Raw genomic sequence first — 20,451 nt, 5'->3', positions numbered from 1 at the left:
CATGCCCATTCATTCTCTCGGCGACCTCACCCCGGCCCTTCCCCAAGGGCCACATTTCATCGCGCCCGACGCAATGCTCATCGGCGATGTGCTGATCGAGGACGAAGCCTCGATCTGGTTCGGTGTGGTGCTGCGCGCCGAATATGAGCGCATCCATATCGGCCGGCGCTCCAATGTGCAGGACCGCGTCGTCATGCATGTCGATCCGGGCTTTCCGCTGCGCCTTGGCGCGAATGTCTCGATCGGCCACAGCGCCATCGTCCATGGATGCACGGTGGAGGACGGCGCGCTGATCGGCATGGGCGCGACGGTGATGAACGGCGCTGTGATCGGCGAAAGCTCGATTGTCGGGGCGAATGCGCTTGTCACGCAGAACACGCGCTTTCCGCCGCGCTCGCTCATTCTCGGCTCGCCGGCCAAGCGCGTGCGCGAACTGACACCGGACGAAGTATCCCGCTGCCTTGCGACGGCCGCCGGTTATGTGAAGCGGATCGGAATGTACCGCGACGGATTCCGCTAGCCGGAAAAGCCGCCGGCGGCGAGGAACTGCTCTTCCGCCGTCGATGTCGGCCGTCCGAGCGCGTCGTTACGATGCGGGAAGCGGCCGAATTTCTGAATGATGTCGAAGTGGATCTTCGCGTATTGCAGGCTCTCTTTGTCGCCGAGCTCCTTGTAAAGCGCAAGGCAAAGCTCCTGATCGATCTCGTCTTCCGAATGCATGAAGGGCAGATAGAAGAACGTCCTCATCAGACGGTTCACGCGGCTGTCGAAGCCGCGTGACAGCGCATAGCGCGCGATATCGCGTGCATGGCCGTCGGTCGCAAAAGCGCGCGCCGTGCCGCGGAACATATTGCGCGGCACCTGATCGAGCAGAATGACGAGCGCAAGCGCCCCTTCCGCCGTCTTGGCCAGATGATCGAGCATGCCGGCGCCCGCCCAATAATAAAGCGAACCCAGGCGGCGGCCGGTTTCGGCATCGAACTGTGCATTGCCGCGGAACCAGCGGCCCGACCCGGCAGCGCGCCAATAGGCGATGACGGCGCGCGGATCGACCGCCTCCGGCGAGCGGAAATTCGTCGTCATGGGCGGATCTGGCCTTCGCAGATGCGCGTGCGCAAACCGGCATCGAGCGACTGGAAAGCGCCGCTTGCGGCATCGCGGAAATAGAGCGCGTCCGTGACTTTGGCAGGGTCAAACCCTTCCTTCTGCAATTCGAGACGGCGCTGCTTGAAGGTGCCGGTGACGTCGATTTCGCTGCTCTGGCGCAGGAAGACCGGCCGCGCATAATCGGGCAGGCGCTGTGCGACGTGCTCTTCGAAGCCTTTCAGATCGAACTCCTTCGTCGTGACCAGGGTCACCATGCCGGCCCTTCCGTCCTGGCCCGGAACCTCGACCCCATAGGCGATCGCATCTTCGACGCCCGGATAATCGGTCAGGGCCTGCGCCACTTCAATGGTCGACACGTTCTCGCCTTTCCAGCGGAAAGTATCGCCGATCCGGTCAACGAAATAGAAATAACCGTCTTTGTCTTTTCGGAGAAGATCGCCGGTACGGAACCACATATCGCCCTTTTCGACGACATCGCGCAGAATCTTCTTCTCGGTCGCGCTTTTGTCCGCATAGCCCTCGAAACGGTTGGCGGGCTTGTTGGGATCGGCAACGATGCGGCCGATGGCTTCGCCGGTCTCGCCCGGCTCGGCCTCGATGACGAGCCCGTCCGGACCGCGCACCGGCTCTTCCTTTTCGATATCGAAGCGCACGATTTTCACGACGAAGCGCTTTTCCATCCAGGACGGAATGCGGCCGACGGCGCCGGGCGTGCCGTCCCAGTTGAACACCGCGACATTGCCTTCCGTCGCCGCGTACCATTCGAGGATTTTCGGAATGGCAAAGCGCGCCTGGAAGGCCGGCCAGACATCGGCGCGAAGGCCGTTGCCGCAGAACAGGCGGATCTTGTGCTTCTGCTCGGACGGGCTCTGCGGTGCGTGCAGGAGATAGCGGCACAGCTCGCCGATATAGAAGACAAGCGTTGCCTCGACCCGCACCGCATCGTCCCAGAATTCGCGGGCCGAGAATTTCTCGCGGATATAGGTGCGCCCGCCGCCCATCAGAACGGCGCCGGTTGCGAGAACGCCGCCGTTCGAATGATACATCGGCAGAACATCGTACATACGATCATCGGGCTTGATGTTCATCACGCCGCAGAAACCGTGCGTCATCGCCATCAGGCGGTAGTGATTGATATTGGCGGCTTTGGGCATGCCGGTCGTGCCGCTCGTATAGATGAAGAGCGCGCGGTCTTCGATGGTGATGCTCGGCTTTTCGCCGGGCGAAAGCGCCGTGGGCGAAAACGTCTCGACTGCCTCGTTGATGCGTGCATCGCTGCCGCCCGCGCCATGCGCCCAGATTTTGGGCGCGGTCTTCAGGAGACTGCGGGCCGTGTCGAAATTGCCGAGAAGTTCGGAGCCGACAACGACATGCTTCGGCGCAACGATATCGACACAGAAACCGAGGCTCTGGCCTGTGAGATTGGTGTTGAGCAGCGCCACAACGCCGCCGGCGCGCGTGACGCCGAGCCAGAACGCCATGTATTCGGCGCGGTTCAGCATCAAAAGGGCAACGACATCGCCTTTGCCGACACCATTGGCCATGGCCCACCGCGCATAACGGTTGGCGCGCTCGTCGAGCCCCCTATACGAGAAGCTTTCTTTGTCGGAGATCAGCGCCGGCCGGTCGCCGTATTTTTCGGCAAGCTCGGAAATCACATCCGGAAAGGTGCGGCTCTTGTTGAGCATGATGGGTTTCATCATGCGGAGCGTCCTGAGCGCCCCGGACAGGAGCGCCAGGTCGTTTTTCAGCCGTTTGAACACGGGATTTCCGTTTTTGCGTTTCCTCGGCGCGCAGTAAAAGCCGCTGGGCGCAGATTACGCAAGGCTCAACGTCTCATGCCGGGCGGGGCGAGCGGATTGTCGAGCAAAGCCGAACGGTCCGGCGCATCGAGGCCCGGTACGCCGGCAAAGGCGTCGTAGAGGCGGCGCACGAGATCGGCGTCGAGATGTTTGCCGATCACCACGATGCGGGTGCGTGTGTCCTCGTCCGGCCAGGCGTCGAGCCGCCGCGGCGGGTGAAACAGATGCTGCACGCCATGCACCACGACCGGACGGTCCGGATCGTCCGCCATGCGCAGGAGACCCTTCAGGCGCAGGATCTTCGCCCCGTGTTCGGAGCGCAGAAGGTCGATGAACATGCCGAACGAGGTCGGCGGCAGCGCCGCATCGCTCCACAGAGTTGTGGTTTTGACGCCGTCGTCATGGGCGGAGGTCTCGGTGCCTGCGGCAAGCCAGGGCTTGAGGTTCTCCGCATCGTGTCCGCCGAGGCCGAAGAGATTTGCGGGCACGGCTTCCCCGCGCGCCGCATCGAGAACGGGAAGTTCGGGCTTCACGCGGCGGATTTCCGCTTCGATAGCGGCGCGCGTTGCCGCGTCGGCAAGATCGCTCTTCGTCAGCACCACAGCGTCGGCAAGATAAAGCTGCCGCCGCGCTTCTTCGAACTCGTTCAGCGTGCGAAAGCCGTTCACCGCATCGACGAGCGTGACGACGCCGTCGAGCGCAAAACGCAGGGAAATATAGGGGTGCGCGATCAGCGAATGGATGACCGGTACGGGATCGGCAAGACCCGTCGTCTCCAGCACAACACGATCGAAAGCCGGAATCTCGCCCTCGTCTCTACGGCGGAGTAGATCCTCGAGGGTATCGATGAGATCGCTGCGCACCTGGCAGCAGAGGCACCCGCCTGCCAGCGCAACGACATCGCCGTCGACCTGCTCGATCAGAAGATGATCGAGGCCGATCTCGCCGAATTCGTTGACCAGAACGAGCGTGCCCGAAAGGGCCGGATCGCGCAGAAGCTGATTGAGAAGTGTCGTCTTGCCGGCGCCGAGAAAGCCGGTGAGCACGGTCAGCGGGATCGGCCGACCGGAATTCAGCGCGCTCACGTGTTCGGCTTGGGCTTGGGCTTTGCGGGCGCGGCGGCCGCTTTCGGTTTGGCCGGCGCGGGCGCAGCCGCCGGCTTCGGATTGGCGGGCAGCGGCGGCGAAGCGCCGGGCTTGATGGATTGCGCCGCGGGCTTTGCCGGTTCGGCGGCAGCAGCCGGCTTGGCCGGAGCGGGATTTGATTTTGCCGCCGTCTTCTTCTGCTTTTTCGGCTTGGCAGGCGCGGGCTCAGGCTCGTTCGGAATGCCGCCATTGGGCGCCATCTGCGTTGCGAGCGCGATATATTCCGGCGGGCCCGCCGGATTTGCGCCAAGGAAGACCGGCACCGGGATCACCGGCGGCGGCGCATCGGACAGCAAAGGCTTCTGCTCGGCGGCATAGCCCGAGGTGATGAGGCCCGACAGCGCGGTGTTGCGCGAATTGCGCTCCATCATGTCCTGCGCGTCGGCGTCCACTTCGCCGATCTCTTCAGCCGGCACACCCTTTTTCCGCTCGCAGACTTCCGCCCGCATATTGGGCGCAGGCGCGCTCGAGGCCGGGAGCGTCGCGACTTCCTGGCCGGTGCGCCAGAACGTCCAGCTGCCGAAGCCGGCATTCAAGAGCTCGGCCGCACGCTGCGTGCGCTCGCGCGATGAGGCATGGCCGAGCACGACGACGATGAGATGGCGTTTGCCGCGATGGGCGCTGGCGACGAGATTGAAGCCTGACGGACAGGTGAAGCCCGTCTTCATGCCGTCGGCGCCGTTGAAACGGCCGAGCAGCGCGTTGTGGCCGCGGATCACGCGCTTGCCGAGCTGCAGCGCGCCGATCGAGTAGACATTGTAATATTGCGGGAAGTCGCGGTAGAGCGCGCGGGCGAGGATCGCCATATCGCGCGCCGAGGTGACCTGGGCGTCGTCGTGCCAGCCGTTCGGGTTCCGGAAGCGGCTCTGCGTCATGCCGAGGCCCTGCGCCGTGCGGTTCATTTCCTGAACGAAAGCCGGAACGCTGCCGCCGACGCCTTCCGCCAACGTCACGGCAAGATCGTTCGCGGACTTCACGATGAGCAGCTTCAGGGCATTGTCGACGGTGATGACGGTGTTGACCGGAAAGCCCATTTTACTCGCCGGCTGCGCCTGGGCATTGGCGGTGTAGAGCAGCGGCGTATCGAGCGTGACGCGGCCTTCGCGCACCGCCGACAGCACCACATAGGTCGTCATCAATTTTGTGAGAGAGGCCGGGTACCAGAGCGAGGTGGCTTCCTCGGCATGCAGGATGCGGCCTGAGTCGGCATCGATGACAAGGGCCGGACGCGCCGCGGCAAGCCCCGGCTGAAGGGCGAGAAGCGCCAGTGCAAAAAGGAAAATCGGCCGCAGGATCATCAGCTTCGGCATCTCAACAATCGCGGCCTCTGAAATACCCCGTCCGGCGGCCTCTGGCGAGTCAGCGGATGGTCACGCTCGTTTGAGGTCCAGGCCCGACCCCGGCCCCAGGTCCAGGCATGACCGGCACGGGATAGGCTTCCGGTTCGGCAATCACCATGGCCCAGAAGACCTTGTACTTGTAACCAGGGGCCTGGGCGACGGCGATGCCGATACGGGTCGCCTGAGGCATCAGCATGTTCTTTTTGTGGTCCGGCGAATCGCGCCAGCCGGAAAAGGCCTCGGCCAGGGTCTGATAGCCGCCGGCGACGTTCTCGGCGATTCGGGCATAGGCGTAGCCCGCCTTTTTGGCGCGCGCATCGAGCGGGCCCGAGCCGACATCGTGGCCAACCTTGGTCTTGCGCGCCATTTCCGCAGCATGAGCCTTGGCGATCTGGGTCAGAACCGGATCGACGGTGACCGGGCCGCGGCCATTGTTCTGGCGGTAGCCCGAAATCATCGAGGCGGCGGCGGCACTGTCGACCTCGGCGCCCGGCGCCGAGAGATTCAGATAGAAGCTCGGCTTCTCCGGGATCGTTGTCTGGGTGCAGGCAGAAGCAAAGACCGCGCCGGCAACGACAGCAAGGTTCAGGAGGCCGGACAGGCTGGCGATCGGGAACGAACGGGTCACGCTGATGCCTTTCGAAATTAACTTTTACGCCGCGGACGATGCCGTGATCCGGATGTTCTTGGCCTGAAATTCTTTCAGAACCGCAAAGTAAAGCTCGCTGCGCGCCGATGCCACTTGCCGGGGCGAAGGAACGTTGCAGGTCAGCTGCCATTGCACGCCGAGATCGGTCGTTGCCTGGATGAGCACGCTCGGCGGCGGATTGGCAAGAAGCGCGGGCACCGAGGCGACCGCACCGAGAAGAATGCTGCGCACTTCCGTCACATCCGCCTCATGCCCCGTGCCGATGGCAACGCGCACGACACCGAGCTGGCTCTGATGCGTGCGGTTGCGCACGGGCTTTGTGATGAGATCGGAGTTCGGCACGATGAGAACCGAGTTGTCGAACATCTCGATGGCCGTCGAGCGCACCGAGATGCGGCGTACATTGCCTTCATCGCCCCCGACCGAAACCCAATCGCCGACCTTGATCGGGCGCTCGGCGAGAAGGATGAGGCCGGAGACGAAATTCGACACGACCGATTGCAGGCCGAAACCGATACCGACGGACAATGCACCCGCCACGATGGCGATGCGGTCGAGCCCGAAGCCGAGCGAGGACACAGCAAGCCCGATCGTCAGCAGCACGCCGGCCCAGCCGGTCGCCGTGCGGATGGAGTTCTTCAGCCCGTCATCCATCCGCGTGCGCGGCAGATAGGCTTTGTCGAGCCACCCCTGCACACCGCGCGTCAGAAGAATGCCGGCGATGAGAAGAACGAGCGCGCCGAACACGGCTGCGAGCGAGAAAGACACGCCGCCAAAGGTGATGCCGGTGAAGGCGCGGCCGATCCAGCCGAGCACATGGCCGGACTCGACGCCCCAGGGCGCGATCGCCAGCAGCACCGCCATGACGATCAGGACAAGACGCAGAACGCCCGACGCAAGAACACACAGCTGTTCGACGCGGCTCTTCTGAAACCCGACCGTGTTCTTCGCAAATTTCAGAAGGCGCTTGTCGCCGCCCCAGCCGAGCAGAAGATCGTCCACCAGCGTCAGCAGCAGATAGAGAATTCCACCGAGAACGCCGAGCCACATCATCTGCGCGGCAAGGAAGAAGGCGAAGGAAATATAACCGGCGAGCGCCGCGGCGATGACAATGACGATTGCCGCCCAGGCAATAACGCGCACCAAGGATGCGAGCCACAGATCCTCGCGCTGCGCCGGCTGGCTCTCGACTTCTTCCGAAGCCTCTTTCGCCGGACGCATGGCGAGCACGAAGGTCAGCGCGATCGCAACGGCGGCGATGCCGTCGATGAGCATGACCGGCGCAAGGCCGACACCGATGACATCGAGGAAAGCCAGGATCGCCTGCGCCAGCGCAAAGATACCCGCAATGTAGAGCGGGTAAGGCGCAAGGCGCGAGGCCATCTCATCGCTGAGCGGCGGCAGGCGCCATGAATCGCGGCCGGGCGCCAGAATGGCGCGCGTCAGACCGGCAACGAAACTGACAAACGCCGTGAGACGCACAAGCTTGCCGATGAAAGGCAAAGCGCGTTCGGGCACGAGGCCCGGCGCCGTCAGGCCGTAATAGATGAGAACAGCGCCCGCGATCGGCGTTGCGGTGATGATGAGCAGAACCCAGAGCGCCGCCGCCGAGCGGCGCAGCCGCGTCGAGGGCGCCTGTTCGGCAAAATATTGCTGCCCGAAACGCTGCACCCACCGGCGCAGCGGCCAGGCGATGACAAGCGCCAGCGCCAGCGCGCCGAGAAGCAGAAAGCCGCGCTGATCGGCGGCGAAACGCGAGCGCCAGTCGGCGAGGAGATTTTTGGTGGCGGCCCAGCGGCGCGGCACCTCATTCAGCGTATCGAACCAGAGCGTCGGATCGAGCAGCGATTTGGTGCGGGCGAGAACGCGCGTCGCAAACAGATCGCGCCTTTTCTCGGCGATGCTTTCCGACATCTGATCGGCCTGAACCGAGAGCAGGCTCGCGCGCTTCAGCACTTCGTCGATGGGCTGGCGCGCTTTGGTCTGCGCCTGGCGCTCCTGCGCAATCTCGGCGCTTTCCGCCGGCTGGCCTTCCGCCGGCGGCGGGCCGAGCTGTTCGATACGCCCGGCAATGGCCTGGGCGCGGGGCGCGAGTGCATCGGTGACGCGCTGAATATCGCCGCGCGTCGCATCGATGCGCTTTTGCACTTCGAACAGCGCCGCATCGTCGAACGCACCGGCCGCGAGTTCCTTCTCGACCTGATCGAGGCTCTGCTTGGCGACGTCGAGCTGACGGTTTTCCTCTTCCTGCGCAAAAGCGCCCGCCGCAAACAGCACGGCGACGATCGCAATGAGCAGGATGCAGAACCGCCGGAGCGGCGCAAAGCTTTGAGACAAAAAGAGCTTCATCGGGTCGGGGGAAGCCGCCAGCCAAAGGACGATCGGGTTGGGTGAAGGCTTTCCCTCGCCCATGAATGTGGCGAGGGCGGGGACAGAGCGGCCAAACGGCAAATAGGCCGTCAGAAGACCGCTTCGCGCGAATTTTAGGCTTTGCAGGGCCATGGCGGCGGAATATCTCCCCACTACCCCGCCGTCCACCCCGCTTCCCCCGCGGGGGTGACTTTCCCCCGTTCCTGACCCAGAAGCTCTCTATGACCGCCGCCCCCGCACGACGACTGCGCATCCTTTTGACCGAGGGCGCTTCGACCTCCGCCCGCGAGGCAGTGACGGCGCTCGGCCTTGCCGGCCACCATATCGAGATCATGGACCCGGACGTGCACTGCATCAGCCGGTTCTCGCGCTTTGTCCGGAAAGTTCATCGCTGCCCGCCGATTGCGAGCCACCCCAAGGCCTATCTGGAATTTGCGCTCGAACTGTCGCGCACCGGCCAATTCGATGTCCTTCTGCCGATCCACGAACAGGGATTGATCTTTTCCAAAGCCCTGCACCGCATTCCGGAAGGTACAAGCATCGCGCTGCCCGCTTATGAGGCCTACAGCACCGGCCTCGACAAATGGACGTTCTCGCAAAAGATGCGCGAACTCGGCATGCCGCAGCCGCAGACGCGCGTCATCGACAACGCGGCGGACATTCCCGATCCGGGCACGCCCTTCATCGTCAAACGTCCTATGAGCACCGCCAGCCGCGGCGTGCAGGTTGTGAAGACCAAAGACGATGCGGCGGCAGCGCGCGTGCAGACCGGCGGCGAGCACGGCCCGATCATCATCCAGGATTTCATCGACGCACCGCTCGAACATGCGCAGCTATTATTCGATCATGGCCGCTTCGTTGCGATGCACGGCTATCGCCAGATCATCCGCGGCGCCGGTGGCGGCGAGGCCTTGAAGGAAAGCGTCTGGCGGCTGCGCGTCAAAACCGAGATGGAGAAATTTGCGAAAGCGCTCAACTGGCACGGTGCGATCTCGCTGGATTATCTCTGGAAAGACGAGACGCCCTATTTCGTCGACTGCAATCCGCGTCTTGTCGAACCGATGAGCGCGCATTTCTCGGGGCTCGATCTTGCGGGACTTCTCGTTCGCATCTCGCTCGGCGAAAGCCCGGAAGAAGCGCCGCCGTCGAAGACCGGCGTGCGCACGCGCCTTTCGCTGCAGGCTTTGCTCGGCGCGGCGCTCAGGCATAACTCACGCATTGAGATCATCCGCGAAATCTTCCGCTTCATGACGGCGAGCGGCGAATATTCAGATAGCGTCGAAGAGCTGACACCTGTCTGGCTCGACTGGATGAGCGCTCTGCCTTGCGCCGCGACGGGGCTTGCCGTGCTTGTCTATCCGAAAACCAGCCATATCCTGCCGTCGCGCGGCTGGGGCGCGGGATTGCTCACGGCGGAATCGATCCGCATCATCCGCGACGAGATCGCCTAGGCCTGCAGGGCTTTCAGCTCCTCGGCATCGTGCGAGCAGAATATTCTGACATCGGAGCGCGATTTCAGATCGTAGAGGCGCGCGCGATTGACATTGCGCGCTCCGCGGTCGGCAGCCATCACCGCCTGATAGGCGGCGATGCCCGGCGGACAGCAGGCGCATTGCGTGAGCTCACCGCGATTGAAATAGGCATCGCCCGCGTGCAGCAGCCAGCCGTCTTTGGTGCGGATAGCGACACCCGCATGGCCTAGCGTGTGGCCGGGCAGCGGGATGAAGAGAATGTCCGGCGGCAGGCCGTCGAGATCGCGCACCGCATCGAAGCCGAACCAGTCCTCACCACCCGCTGCGTAAGTTTTCCAGTCGCGCACCTCATCCCATTGCAGCGGACGGTAGCGGCGGCTCGGCAGAAAGCCGCGTCTCTTCGTTTCGGCGGCGTGTTTTTCCGTTTCCATCACATGCACGCGCGCCTCGGGAAAATCCTCGATGCCGCCGGCATGATCGAAATCCAAATGCGTCAGCACGATGTGGCGCACGTCTTTTGCGGAGAAGCCAAGCTTTTCGATCTGCCGGAGCGCGGTGTCTTCCTCATGCAGCCTGATGTTCAAAAGTCCGCGCATGAATTTCGAAATGCGCGGATGCGGATGCTGCACGTCTTGCAGGCCGTAGCCCGTATCGACCAGAATAAGACCTTTATCGCTCTCGATCAGAAGGACATGCGTTGTGACGCGCGCCAGCGGAGAGAGGCTCGTGCCGTCGAACAGCGCGCCGCCGATGGGACAATGCGTCCCGCAATTGAGATGATGGATTTTCATGCCCTGCCCCAGGCAAATTTTGCGCCTGCGGCCAGCGGCTTACAAGCAATCAGATCGTGTAGACGAAATCGTCCATCGGGTTGCGGCCGAGCGCTTCGAGCTCGGCGAGCGTGCGCCGGTCGAGCACCTGGGCGAGCGCTTCGCGCGCCTCGAGCATCAGAAGACGGATCTTGCAATCCTCTTCCGTGCGGCAATCCTGGCAGCGGGCGTAGAAATTGCGGCTGACGCAGGGGACGGCCGCGAGCGGCCCGTCGAGGATGCGGATGATGTCGCCGACGATGATGTCGTCGGCCCGCTTCTTCAGCATATAGCCGCCGCCCCGGCCGGTTTTGCTGGTCAGCAGCCCGGCCTGACGCAGCTCGTTCAGGATGGCGTCGAGGAATTTCTTCGGGATGCCGTGCTCGGTGGCAATATCCGCAATGAGCGCGGATTTGCCCGGCGGCAGGGCCGCCAGATGGGCCATGGCCTTCAGACCGTATTTTGCCTTTGCGGTCAGCATCGACTGACAGCTAATGCATGGACCCGCCCCACCGCAAGAAGCTCTAGGGAAAGCTCACGAAATTCGAGGCTTTTCAGGTTAATCCAGAGCGATCACAAAGCCTTGATCGGGGGCGAGCGTGTTCGAGATGCTCTTCGACCCGTCGGTCGCCAGCAGAACCTTGCCGTTGAGGATGTCCTCGCTGAGGGTCAGGCGCCGCGGCTCATGGGTCATATTGAGGATGACGGCAAGGCGCTCGCCCGTTGCACGGCGCTCGAAGGCGAAGACACCGTTCTTGCGGCAGAGCGTCCGGTAGGAGCCGGTCTGCAGCGCCGATGATTTGCGCCGCAGATGCAGAAGATCGCGGTGGAGGTGGAAGATGGACGAGAAATCGGCCTCGAGCGCCGCGACATTTCTCTCCGTCCAATCCTCGGTCAGCGGCAGCCATGGAGTCCCGGTGCTGAAGCCGGCATAGCGCGAGGATTCCCACTGCATGGGCGTGCGTACAGGATCACGCCCAAGGCCGATGCCCGGCTCGCGCTTCTCCCACGGGTCCTGGATCATATCAGCCGGGATATCGACTTTGCCGATGCCGATCTCATCGCCGTAATAGAGCGTCGGCGTGCCGCGCAAAGTGAACAGCAGCATGGCGGCGATGCGCGCTTGCGCCTGTCCGATCTTTGCCGCGATGCGCTCACGGTCGTGATTGCCGAGCACCCAGTTCGGCCAGGCACCTTTAGGCAGAAGCTTTTCATACTCTTCCACCGTGCCCGCGATCTCCTCTGCATCCCACTTCGTCTCGAGAAGCGAGAAGTTGAAGGGCAGCTGCACGCCGGAAAGATTGCGCCCGTAATAGGCCATCAGCTTGTCGAACGGCAGATAGAGTTCGCCGATGAGCAGGCGATCCGGAAATTCGTCGGTGACGCGCCGCATCTCGGCAATCACCCCATGCACGTCGGGATGGCCGGCATTGTGCACCTGATGAAACTTGCCGATCTCCTGATGGCCGGGCGTCCAATCCGGATTCGGCGGATTGTCGCGGAATTCCGGATCTTTCATCAGATGCCAGATGACATCGACTCGGAACCCGTCGGCACCGCGCTTCATCCAGAAGCGCAGAACATCGAACATCGCCTCGCGCACTTTGGGATTGCGCCAGTTGAGATCCGGCTGCTCCTTCAGGAAGGCGTGGTAATAATATTGCCCGGTCTTTTCATCGAGCTGCCAGGCGCTGCCGCCGAAATTCGAAATCCAGTTGTTCGGCGGGCCGCCATCCTTGCCCTCGCGCCAGATATACCAATCGCGCTTCGGATTGGATTTCGACGAGCGGCTTTCGACAAACCAGGGATGTTGTTCGGATGTGTGGTTGGGCACGAGATCGAGAATGATCTTCATGCCGCGCTTATGGGCCCGCGCTACGAGATCGTCGAAATCCTCAAGCGTGCCGAACAAGGGATCGATGGCTTTGTAATCGGCGACATCATAGCCGAAATCGGCCATGGGCGAGACGAAGATGGGCGACAGCCAGATCGCGTCAACGCCGAGATCGGCAAGATAATCGAGCCTTTGGGTGACGCCCTTGATATCGCCGACGCCGTCGCCGCCCGTGTCCTGAAAGGACCGCGGATAGACCTGGTAGATAACGCCTGTCTGCCACCACTGATGCATTCTGCCTCTCTTGCCGCCGGCCCTCTTCTACCGAGACGCGAGCCGCGTCAACTCGCCCGGCCTTGAGGTTCTTCACAACCCTCAACTTCCGTCATGTGAGCGTCATCGGGCCGCCCTAGGAGTCGAGCGATTGGAGCTCGCCCCATGTCTTATGCGCTCGCGATCGACGGTATATCTAAATCTTATGGCGCCGTGCGCGCCGTATCGTCACTAAACCTTCGCATTGCGCCCGGAGAGCGTGTCGCGCTGATCGGCGCGTCCGGCTCCGGCAAATCGACGCTGATCCGCCTCGCCTCCGGCCTTCTGACCGGCGATAGCGGCGAAGTCCGCGTTTTCGGCGAAGCCATCCAGCGCAGCGGAAAGCTGACCAAGGATGCGCGCAAGATTCGCCGCCGCATCGGTCTCATCTTCCAGAAGTTCAACCTTGTGAACCGCATGTCCGTGACAAGCAATGTGCTTGTCGGCGCGCTGGGCCGCATCTCCGAACTTCGCGGTACCTTCGGCTTCTACTGCCGTGCCGACCGCGAAGCCGCCTATTCCGCGCTCTGCCAGGTCGGCATCGAGCAGCACGCGCATAAACGCGCCGAAGCCTTGTCCGGCGGCCAGCAGCAGCGCGCCGCCATTGCCCGCGCGCTGGTCCAGCGCGCCAAGGTCATCATTGCCGACGAGCCGATCGCCTCGCTCGATCCGAAATCGGCGAAACGCGTGATGGACATCCTTGCCGATCTCAACAAGACGCAGGGCATTACGCTCTTGGTTTCCTTGCATCAGGTCGACTACGCGCGCGCCTATTTCGACCGCGTCGTCGCCATGCGCGGCGGCGAAATCGTTTTCGACGGACCCTCCAGCAAACTGACGCCGGAATTCCTCACCGAGCTTTACGGCGCTTCCGCCGAAGAACTGATCCTTCCGGGCCAAGCCGGCCCGGCGGAAACGCATCAGCCCATGACGCGTAACGACGCCCCGGCAGAGTTGACCCGGGCGCACTAACAGACTGACACGGAGACACGCATGAAGAAGTTCATCCTGGGCGGCCTTGCCGCGCTCGCGCTCGCGGGCACGGCCAGCGCCGAAGACATCAAACAGCTCAATTTCGGCATCATCTCGACCGAAAGCTCGGCCGCGCTGTCGAAGAGCTTCGAGCCGATGCTGAAGGACCTCGAAAAGGCCGTCGGCGTTCCGGTGAAGGCCTATTTTGCGCAGGACTATGCCGGCGTCATCGAAGGCATGCGCTTCAAGAAGGTCGACCTTGCCTGGTACGGCAACAAATCGGCCATGGAAGCGGTTGACCGCGCCGGCGGCGAAGTCTTCGTGCAGACCACGAAGAAAGACGGCTCGAAGGGCTATTACTCGCTGCTGCTCGTCAACAAGAGCCGCACCGACCTCAACGAAGTGAAGGACGTCCTCGATTGCTCGAAGGGCCTGAACTTCGGCAACGGCGACGCGAATTCCACCTCGGGCAACCTTGTCCCGAGCTACTACGTGTTCGCCATCAACAATGTGAACCCGAGCAATTGCTACAAGAACGTCGCGGTCTCGAACCACGAAGGCAATGCGCTGGCCGTCGCCATGGGTCAGGTCGACTTTGCGACCAACAACACTGAAAGCATGGACCGCCTGGCGCAGTCGCGCCCGGATGACTTTGCGAAGATCAAGGAAATCTGGCGCTCGCCGCTCATCCCGTCCGATCCGCTCGTGTGGCGCAAGGATCTGCCTTCCGACGTCAAGGCCAAGATCCACTCCTTCTTCCTCGGCTATGGCCGCCTCGGCACGCCGGAAGAAGTCTCGCGCGCCCGCGAAATCCTCAAGACCACGTCTGACGGCTGGGGTCCGTTCGTCGCGTCCTCCGACGCGCAGCTCTACCCGATCCGCCAGCTTGAGCTCTTCAAGTCGAAGCTGAAGATCCAGAACGACGAGAAGCTCTCGGCCGACGAGAAGAAGAGCAAGACGGCGGAAATCGACGGCAAGCTCGCCGATCTGTCGAAGCTGATGGAAACCACACCGAATATGTAAGGCCCCCGGCCTTGAGCCTAGGAGGGACCCAAGGGTCCCTCCCTTTTTTTGCCCGGAGAAATGCGATGTCGACGACCAACGTTACAGCTGTGCTTCCTCCGCCGCCCGTGGCCTCGGTGCTGTCGATCCTTGTACGGACGGCGCTGCTCGGTCTCGCCGTCGCCGTTCTCGTCTGGGCCTGGTACGCCTCCGAAATGGACCCGGCGCAGCTGGTCCGCGACAGCCGCAATATGGCCGAACTCGGTCGGGATTTCTTCAAGCCCGATTTCACCGAATGGGAATTCTATCTGAAGGGCATGCTGGAGACGCTGGCGATCGCCATCTGGGGCACACTGCTGGCCGTCGTTTTCGGTATCCCGTTCGCGCTTCTGTGCTCGACCAATATCGCGCCGGCCTGGATTACCTTTCCTGTCCGCCGCATGATGGATGCGCTGCGCGCCATCAACGAACTCGTTTTCGCGCTGATCTTCATCGCCGCGGTGGGCCTCGGTCCCTTCGCCGGCGTACTCGCCCTTTTCGTCCACACCACCGGCATTATCGCCAAACTCTTCTCGGAAGCGGTCGAAGCCATCGATCACGGCCCGGTCGAGGGCATTCGCGGCACCGGTGCGACGAAACTGCAGGAGATCGTCTACGGTGTGATCCCGCAGGTCCTGCCGCTGTGGATCGGCTTCACGCTTTACCGATTTGAATCGAATGTCCGTTCGGCGACAGTGCTCGGACTTGTCGGCGGCGGCGGCATCGGCATGACCTTCAACGAGACCATGCGCTCCTTCCAGTATGAGCAGGCCGGCGCCATTCTCGTGATTGTCGTAATCACCGTCTCGGCACTCGACATTCTCAGCCAGCGCATAAGAGCGAAGTTTATCTAAGCCTTAAAAGGGCAAGGCGACGCTTACCAAAGCGTCGCCATCGCCCGCGCCTGCCAGGCGTCGTCATATTCTTTGCCGCCGACACGGCCTTCACTCATCTCGATCAGAATATCGCCGGGCGTCGGCAGGCTTTTCGGATCGACATGCAGATCGGGATTCCAGATTTCCGCCCGCACGATGGCGCGGGCGCACTGGAAATAGACCTCATCCACATGCATCACGATGACCGAGCGCGGCGCTTTACCATCGACGGCAAAGGATGCGAGCAGATCAGGATCGACCGACAGCTCGGAGCGGCCATTGACGCGGATCGCATTGCCGTGACCGGGGATGAGGAACATGAAGGAAGTGCGCGGATCGCGGACGATATTGCGTAAACTGTCGATGCGGTTATTGCCGCGCCGGTCTGGCATCATCAGCGTGAATGCGTCATGGATGCGGACGAAGCCGACAAGATCGCCGCGCGGTGAACAATCGAGACCCTCGGGGCCGACCGTCGCCAGGGCCGCAAAGCGCGAGGCCTCGATGAAGGCGCGATATTGCGGCGTTATCCGGTCCGCGACCTTGGCCGTCGAGGTTTCTCCGGTCACGCCATAGATCGCTTCAAGCTCTTCAATCGAGCGCACAATGCTCACTTCGCAGTCCTCCTTTGGGGTTCAGCCGAAACGCGGAACCAGACGATCCTCCCGTCCACAATGTTCGGCATGGCTGGTGATGAAAGAAACGAGTTCACGGCCGCCTTCGTCGATCGAGCGGTCGTTGACGATGCTGGTATCGACCGGCGTCCAGACTTCCAGCGAGCGCGCAAGCCGGGCGGCGAGATCGCCGTCTTCAAGCCGCGCCCGGCCAGCAAGACGTGCCGCCAGAACTTCCGCCGGCGCCGTCACTTCCACGACTTTGACATTGGGCAGATGCACGCGCGTCCAGGGCACGACGCGGCGCGAGATATTGCAGACGGCGATCTTGCCGGCCTCGACCTCTTCGCGCGCCGATTTCGGAATGGCGTAACCGAGCCCATGCGCCCGCCAGTGGAGGGCGAACGCACCGGACGTCTCGGCTTCCGCGAAAGCCGTTTCGCTCAAACTGTCGTGGTCTTCGTGTTCGCTTGATGCGCGCGTGACGATGCGGCGCGGAAAGATGATCCGCTGATCGCTGCCGAAAGCGCCGCGCGCATAGGAAATCAGGCTGTCCTTGCCCGCTCCGCTCGGCCCGACGACAAAGACAAATCCACCCGTCATCAGACGACCCGTTTGCCTTCGCGCCAAACTCTACGAACGACCGGCACGCTCGCCATGGCGACGCGCACGAAATCGGCGCGCTTGCCGGCGGCAATCTCGCCGCGGTCGGAGAGGCCCGTCGCATCGGCGGGGGTCTTCGTTACGGTGCGGATCGCAGCGGCGAGATCGATGCCGCCCACGCGGTTCGGCAAGTCGAAAGCCGCCATCAGCAGGCTTCCCGGCACATAATCCGAAGACAGAATATCGAGACATCCATGCTCGGCGCTCTCAATTGCTGAGAGATTGCCGGAATGCGAGCCGCCGCGGATGAGATTGGGGGCGCCCATCATCACCGCGAGTTTATTGTCCTTGCAGGCCAGGGCCGATTCGAGCGTCGTCGGAAATTCGGCGAGCGCAACGCCCTCTTCGATCGAGGTGGCGACTTCGTCCGTGGTCGTGTCGTCATGGCTTGCGAGCGGGATATTACGCGCACGGGCAAAGGAGACGAGTGCCGGACGGCTGACTTCGCTGCGCTTATTGTTCTCGATGATGCGAATTTCGACATCGGACAGAACCTCGTCCGCCGAGCGTCCGCTCTTCCTGGAATAATAGGTCGCGTATTTGTCGAGGTCGCGGAACTGGCGGCGGCCCGGCGTGTGATCCATCAGCGACATCAGACTGATCTGAAATTTCTCGCCATAGGCCAGAACGCTGTCGACGACATCGTGAGACGGGATTTCGCAGCGCAGATGCGTCAGATGTTCGGCGCGGAAGAGATCGGCCTTGCGGCCGTCCTCGAGCGCTTGACCGAGCGCCAGAAGATCGGAGCCGACGCCAAGGCCGTCGATATCGGAACCCGCGCGCAGCGAATCGAACACAGTCGTGATGCCGGAGGCCGCAATTTGCGCGTCATAGGCCATGACCGCGCCCATCGTGTTCCAGCGCACTTTCGGGCGCGGCACGTAATGGCTTTCGAGATGATCGGTGTGAAGTTCGACCAGGCCGGGGACCAGATAGTCTCCGGCGAAATCTTCGCCGCGTTCAGGCGCCTTGCCCTCTCCGATCTCCGCAATACGGCCGTCCACGACAGCGACCCAGCCGCGCAGGGTACTGCCGGCGAGGATGATCTCGGCGTTTTCGATGATGGAGATGTGGTCGGTCATTCGATTCGTTCCTGTTTACGCCGCTTTAGCGGCGAAGCGTGTCACGTCCACGACACGGCTTGCGACGCGCTCGCGCACATCTTCATCGTGGAAAATCCCGATAATCGCCGTGCCCTTGGCCTTCTTTTCATCGATCAGGCGGACAACGACCGAGCGATTGACGGCATCGAGGGAGGCTGTCGGCTCGTCGAGCAGAAGTACCGGCACGTCGGAGATGAAGCCGCGGGCGATGTTGACGCGCTGCTGCTCGCCGCCGGAAAAGGTCGCGGGCGGCAGCATCCACATGCGTTCCGGAACGTTGAGCGCCGCAAGCAGCTCCGCCGCGCGCTTCTGCGCGATATCGGCCTGAAGACCGCTTTCGCGTCCGGCGGCGGCAACGACATCGAGCGCCCCGACGCGCGGGATGACGCGCAGAAACTGCGAGACATAGCCCATGACATTCTTGCGCAGCGCCAGAACGCGCCGCGGCTCGGCGCCGACAACATCGACATAATCTTCGCCGTCGCGGACGAAAACATGGCCGCTGTCGCAGCGGTAATTGCCGTAGACGATTTTCAGCAGCGAGGATTTGCCGGCACCCGAAGGCCCGCCGAGGACGACGCATTCGCCCGGCTCGACATCGAAGGACACGTTCTCGACCACGTTCAGCACCGTTCCCGCACGCAAATGCAAAGTGAAGGTCTTCGAGACGTTTTCGAGTTTAACGAGCGCGCTCATGCAGCCAGCACCGAAGAGACGAGGAGTTGCGTGTAGGGTTCGCGCGGATCATCGAGCACCTGGTCGGTCAGCCCTTCTTCGATCACGCGGCCGCCCTTCATCACCATCATGCGATGCGACAGAAGCCGCGCCACCGCGAGATCGTGGGTGACGATGATGACGGCAAGGCCGAGCTCCGCGACGAGGCCGCGGATGAGATCGAGTAGGCGCGCCTGGACCGAGACGTCGAGACCCGAGGTCGGCTCGTCCATGAAGACGAGACGCGGATGCGTAACGAGATTGCGGGCGATCTGCAGGCGCTGGCGCATGCCGCCGGAAAAGGTTTTCGGGCTGTCGTCGATACGGCCCGGATCGATCTCTACGCGGTCGAGCCAGTCTTCGGCCGTTTCGCGGATCTTGCCGTAATGGCGCGCGCCGACGGCCATCAGCCGCTCGCCGACATTGCCGCCGGCCGAAACCGGCATGCGCAGGCCGAGCGTCGCATCCTGGCGGATGAAGCCCCAATCGGTGCGCATCAGAAGACGCCGCTCGGCCTCCGGCAAAGCGTGCAGCTCACGGACTGCGCCATCGCGGAAACGGTAATGCACCTGCCCGCTGTCGGCCGTCACTTCCGTGGCGAGGAGGCCGAGCAACGTGGATTTGCCGGAACCGGATTCGCCGACGACGGCGAGAACCTCGCCCTCATGCAGATCGAGCGAAACATCGGCGCAAGCCGTGCGCACGCCATAGCTCTTCGTCAGATTGCGGGCGGATAAAAGCGCGCTCATGCGGCAACTCCCGGAGCGGTGCCCAGCATCTTGCCGCGATGGCCTTCTTCCCGGCGCTTCTCGCAATAATCGGTGTCGGAGCAGACGAACATGCGCCCGCCGCGATCGTCGAGCACGACTTCGTCGAGGTAGACGGCTTCCGCGGCGCAGAGCGCGCACGGATCCTTGAACGTCTGAACGCGGAAAGGATGATCCTCGAAATCGAGGCTCTTTACTTTCGTATAGGGCGGCACAGCATAAATGCGCTTTTCGCGTCCGGCGCCGTAAAGCTGCAGCGCCGCGCAATCGCCGATCTTCGGATTATCGAATTTCGGAATGGGCGACGGGTCCATCACATAACGGCCGGCGACTTCGACCGGATAGGCATAAGTCGATGCGATATGGCCGTGCTTTGCGATGTCTTCGTAAAGCTTCACATGCATCAGCCCGTATTCGGACAGCGCATGAAGCTGGCGCGTCTCAGTTTCGCGCGGCTCAAGAAAGCGCAGCGGCTCGGGGATGGGCACTTGATAAACGAGGATCTGATCTTCGCGCAGCTTTTCTTCCGGCACGCGATGACGCGTCTGGATGACGCTGGCTTCCGACGTCTTGGTCGTCGTCTCGACGTCCGCCGTGCGTTCGAAGAATTTGCGGATCGACACGGCGTTGGTCGTGTCGTCCGAGCCTTGATCGATGACTTTCAGCACATCGTCCGGGCCGAGAATCGAAGCGGTCACCTGCACACCGCCGGTGCCCCAGCCATAGGGCATCGGCATCTCACGGCTGGCGAACGGCACCTGATAGCCGGGGATCGCGATCGCTTTGAGGATCGCGCGCCGGATCATGCGCTTTGTCTGCTCGTCGAGATAAGCGAAATTATAACCCGCTGCAGAGGCCATCT

The 20,451-nt window shown here is 62.6% G+C and carries 20 protein-coding genes; 5 read left to right on the top strand and 15 right to left on the bottom strand.

The window, feature by feature from the left end:
* Position 1: 1 nt before the first annotated feature.
* Positions 2-520 (top strand): gamma carbonic anhydrase family protein, encoded by a 519-nt coding sequence (locus IZ6_RS02220; RefSeq protein WP_222876398.1) that lies wholly within the window; start codon positions 2-4, stop codon positions 518-520.
* On the opposite strand, the gene IZ6_RS02215 is transcribed toward IZ6_RS02220, so the two are convergent.
* The 6 genes from IZ6_RS02215 to IZ6_RS02190 form a co-directional block, all read right to left on the bottom strand.
* Positions 517-1,083, bottom strand: a complete 567-nt coding sequence (locus IZ6_RS02215) for a DUF924 family protein (protein WP_222876397.1) — start codon at positions 1,081-1,083, stop codon at positions 517-519. The genes IZ6_RS02220 and IZ6_RS02215 overlap by 4 nt on opposite strands.
* A complete protein-coding gene (locus tag IZ6_RS02210) occupies positions 1,080-2,870 on the bottom strand; it encodes a long-chain-acyl-CoA synthetase (protein ID WP_222876396.1) in 1,791 nt (596 codons plus the stop codon). The genes IZ6_RS02215 and IZ6_RS02210 overlap by 4 nt, the downstream gene beginning before the upstream one ends.
* A 65-nt stretch (positions 2,871-2,935) precedes the next feature.
* Positions 2,936-3,994: a CobW family GTP-binding protein gene (locus tag IZ6_RS02205; protein WP_222876395.1), complete on the bottom strand. Its 1,059-nt coding sequence runs from the start codon at positions 3,992-3,994 to the stop codon at positions 2,936-2,938.
* Positions 3,991-5,364, bottom strand: a complete 1,374-nt coding sequence (locus IZ6_RS16000; RefSeq protein WP_263971502.1) for a serine hydrolase — start codon at positions 5,362-5,364, stop codon at positions 3,991-3,993. Before IZ6_RS16000 ends, IZ6_RS02205 begins: the two co-directional genes overlap by 4 nt.
* Positions 5,365-5,413: 49 nt before the next feature.
* A complete protein-coding gene (locus IZ6_RS02195; RefSeq protein ID WP_225873974.1) occupies positions 5,414-6,022 on the bottom strand; it encodes a CAP domain-containing protein in 609 nt (202 codons plus the stop codon).
* Between the two features lie 24 nt (positions 6,023-6,046).
* Complete coding sequence (locus IZ6_RS02190; RefSeq protein WP_222876394.1) at positions 6,047-8,545, bottom strand: DUF3772 domain-containing protein; 2,499 nt, start codon at positions 8,543-8,545, stop codon at positions 6,047-6,049.
* Between the two features lie 89 nt (positions 8,546-8,634).
* Between IZ6_RS02190 and IZ6_RS02185 the strand changes: the two genes are divergently transcribed.
* Positions 8,635-9,864 carry an ATP-grasp domain-containing protein gene (locus IZ6_RS02185; RefSeq protein WP_222876393.1) on the top strand — a complete coding sequence of 410 codons (1,230 nt, stop codon included), beginning with the start codon at positions 8,635-8,637 and terminating at the stop codon, positions 9,862-9,864.
* On the opposite strand, the gene IZ6_RS02180 is transcribed toward IZ6_RS02185, so the two are convergent.
* From IZ6_RS02180 to IZ6_RS02170, 3 genes are all read right to left on the bottom strand, one after another.
* A complete protein-coding gene (locus IZ6_RS02180; RefSeq protein WP_222876392.1) occupies positions 9,861-10,676 on the bottom strand; it encodes an MBL fold metallo-hydrolase in 816 nt (271 codons plus the stop codon). The two genes, IZ6_RS02185 and IZ6_RS02180, sit on opposite strands and share 4 nt — an antisense overlap.
* Positions 10,677-10,725: 49 nt before the next feature.
* The gene (locus IZ6_RS02175) at positions 10,726-11,175 is read right to left on the bottom strand and encodes an RrF2 family transcriptional regulator (protein WP_222876391.1); all 450 of its coding nucleotides are present in this window, start codon (positions 11,173-11,175) and stop codon (positions 10,726-10,728) included.
* A 78-nt stretch (positions 11,176-11,253) separates the two neighbouring features.
* Entirely contained in the window at positions 11,254-12,822 is a 1,569-nt protein-coding gene (locus IZ6_RS02170) for an alpha-amylase family glycosyl hydrolase (protein ID WP_222876390.1), read from the bottom strand.
* Between the two features lie 144 nt (positions 12,823-12,966).
* Here IZ6_RS02170 and phnC point away from each other — a divergent pair, with 144 nt between their 5' ends.
* From phnC to phnE, 3 genes are all read left to right on the top strand, one after another.
* On the top strand, positions 12,967-13,812 hold the full coding sequence (gene phnC, locus IZ6_RS02165; protein WP_222876389.1) for a phosphonate ABC transporter ATP-binding protein: 846 nt from the start codon (positions 12,967-12,969) through the stop codon (positions 13,810-13,812).
* 21 nt (positions 13,813-13,833) lie between these two features.
* Positions 13,834-14,835 carry a phosphonate ABC transporter substrate-binding protein gene (gene phnD / locus IZ6_RS02160; RefSeq protein ID WP_222876388.1) on the top strand — a complete coding sequence of 334 codons (1,002 nt, stop codon included), beginning with the start codon at positions 13,834-13,836 and terminating at the stop codon, positions 14,833-14,835.
* A gap of 65 nt (positions 14,836-14,900) precedes the next feature.
* A complete protein-coding gene (gene phnE / locus IZ6_RS02155) occupies positions 14,901-15,707 on the top strand; it encodes a phosphonate ABC transporter, permease protein PhnE (RefSeq protein ID WP_222876387.1) in 807 nt (268 codons plus the stop codon).
* 23 nt (positions 15,708-15,730) lie between these two features.
* Here the strand turns inward: phnE and IZ6_RS02150 are convergent, their stop codons facing one another.
* Genes IZ6_RS02150 through IZ6_RS02125 form a run of 6 tightly spaced genes read right to left on the bottom strand, consistent with a single transcriptional unit; the run spans position 15,731 to position 20,449 of the window.
* On the bottom strand, positions 15,731-16,342 hold the full coding sequence (locus tag IZ6_RS02150; RefSeq protein WP_222876386.1) for a pyridoxamine 5'-phosphate oxidase family protein: 612 nt from the start codon (positions 16,340-16,342) through the stop codon (positions 15,731-15,733).
* 21 nt (positions 16,343-16,363) lie between these two features.
* Complete coding sequence (gene phnN, locus IZ6_RS02145) at positions 16,364-16,945, bottom strand: phosphonate metabolism protein/1,5-bisphosphokinase (PRPP-forming) PhnN (RefSeq protein WP_225873973.1); 582 nt, start codon at positions 16,943-16,945, stop codon at positions 16,364-16,366.
* Complete coding sequence (locus IZ6_RS02140; RefSeq protein WP_222876385.1) at positions 16,945-18,087, bottom strand: alpha-D-ribose 1-methylphosphonate 5-triphosphate diphosphatase; 1,143 nt, start codon at positions 18,085-18,087, stop codon at positions 16,945-16,947. Before IZ6_RS02140 ends, phnN begins: the two co-directional genes overlap by 1 nt.
* A 15-nt stretch (positions 18,088-18,102) precedes the next feature.
* Positions 18,103-18,804 (bottom strand): phosphonate C-P lyase system protein PhnL, encoded by a 702-nt coding sequence (gene phnL, locus IZ6_RS02135; RefSeq protein WP_222876384.1) that lies wholly within the window; start codon positions 18,802-18,804, stop codon positions 18,103-18,105.
* Positions 18,801-19,571 carry a phosphonate C-P lyase system protein PhnK gene (gene phnK, locus IZ6_RS02130; protein ID WP_222876383.1) on the bottom strand — a complete coding sequence of 257 codons (771 nt, stop codon included), beginning with the start codon at positions 19,569-19,571 and terminating at the stop codon, positions 18,801-18,803. Before phnK ends, phnL begins: the two co-directional genes overlap by 4 nt.
* The gene (locus IZ6_RS02125) at positions 19,568-20,449 is read right to left on the bottom strand and encodes an alpha-D-ribose 1-methylphosphonate 5-phosphate C-P-lyase PhnJ (protein ID WP_222877511.1); all 882 of its coding nucleotides are present in this window, start codon (positions 20,447-20,449) and stop codon (positions 19,568-19,570) included. The genes phnK and IZ6_RS02125 overlap by 4 nt, the downstream gene beginning before the upstream one ends.
* Positions 20,450-20,451: the final 2 nt, after the last annotated feature.

This window comes from Terrihabitans soli (assembly GCF_014191545.1).
Taxonomy (GTDB): Bacteria; Pseudomonadota; Alphaproteobacteria; order Rhizobiales; family Methylopilaceae; genus Flaviflagellibacter; species Flaviflagellibacter soli.
This window is presented reverse-complemented; position numbering and strand designations above follow the sequence as displayed.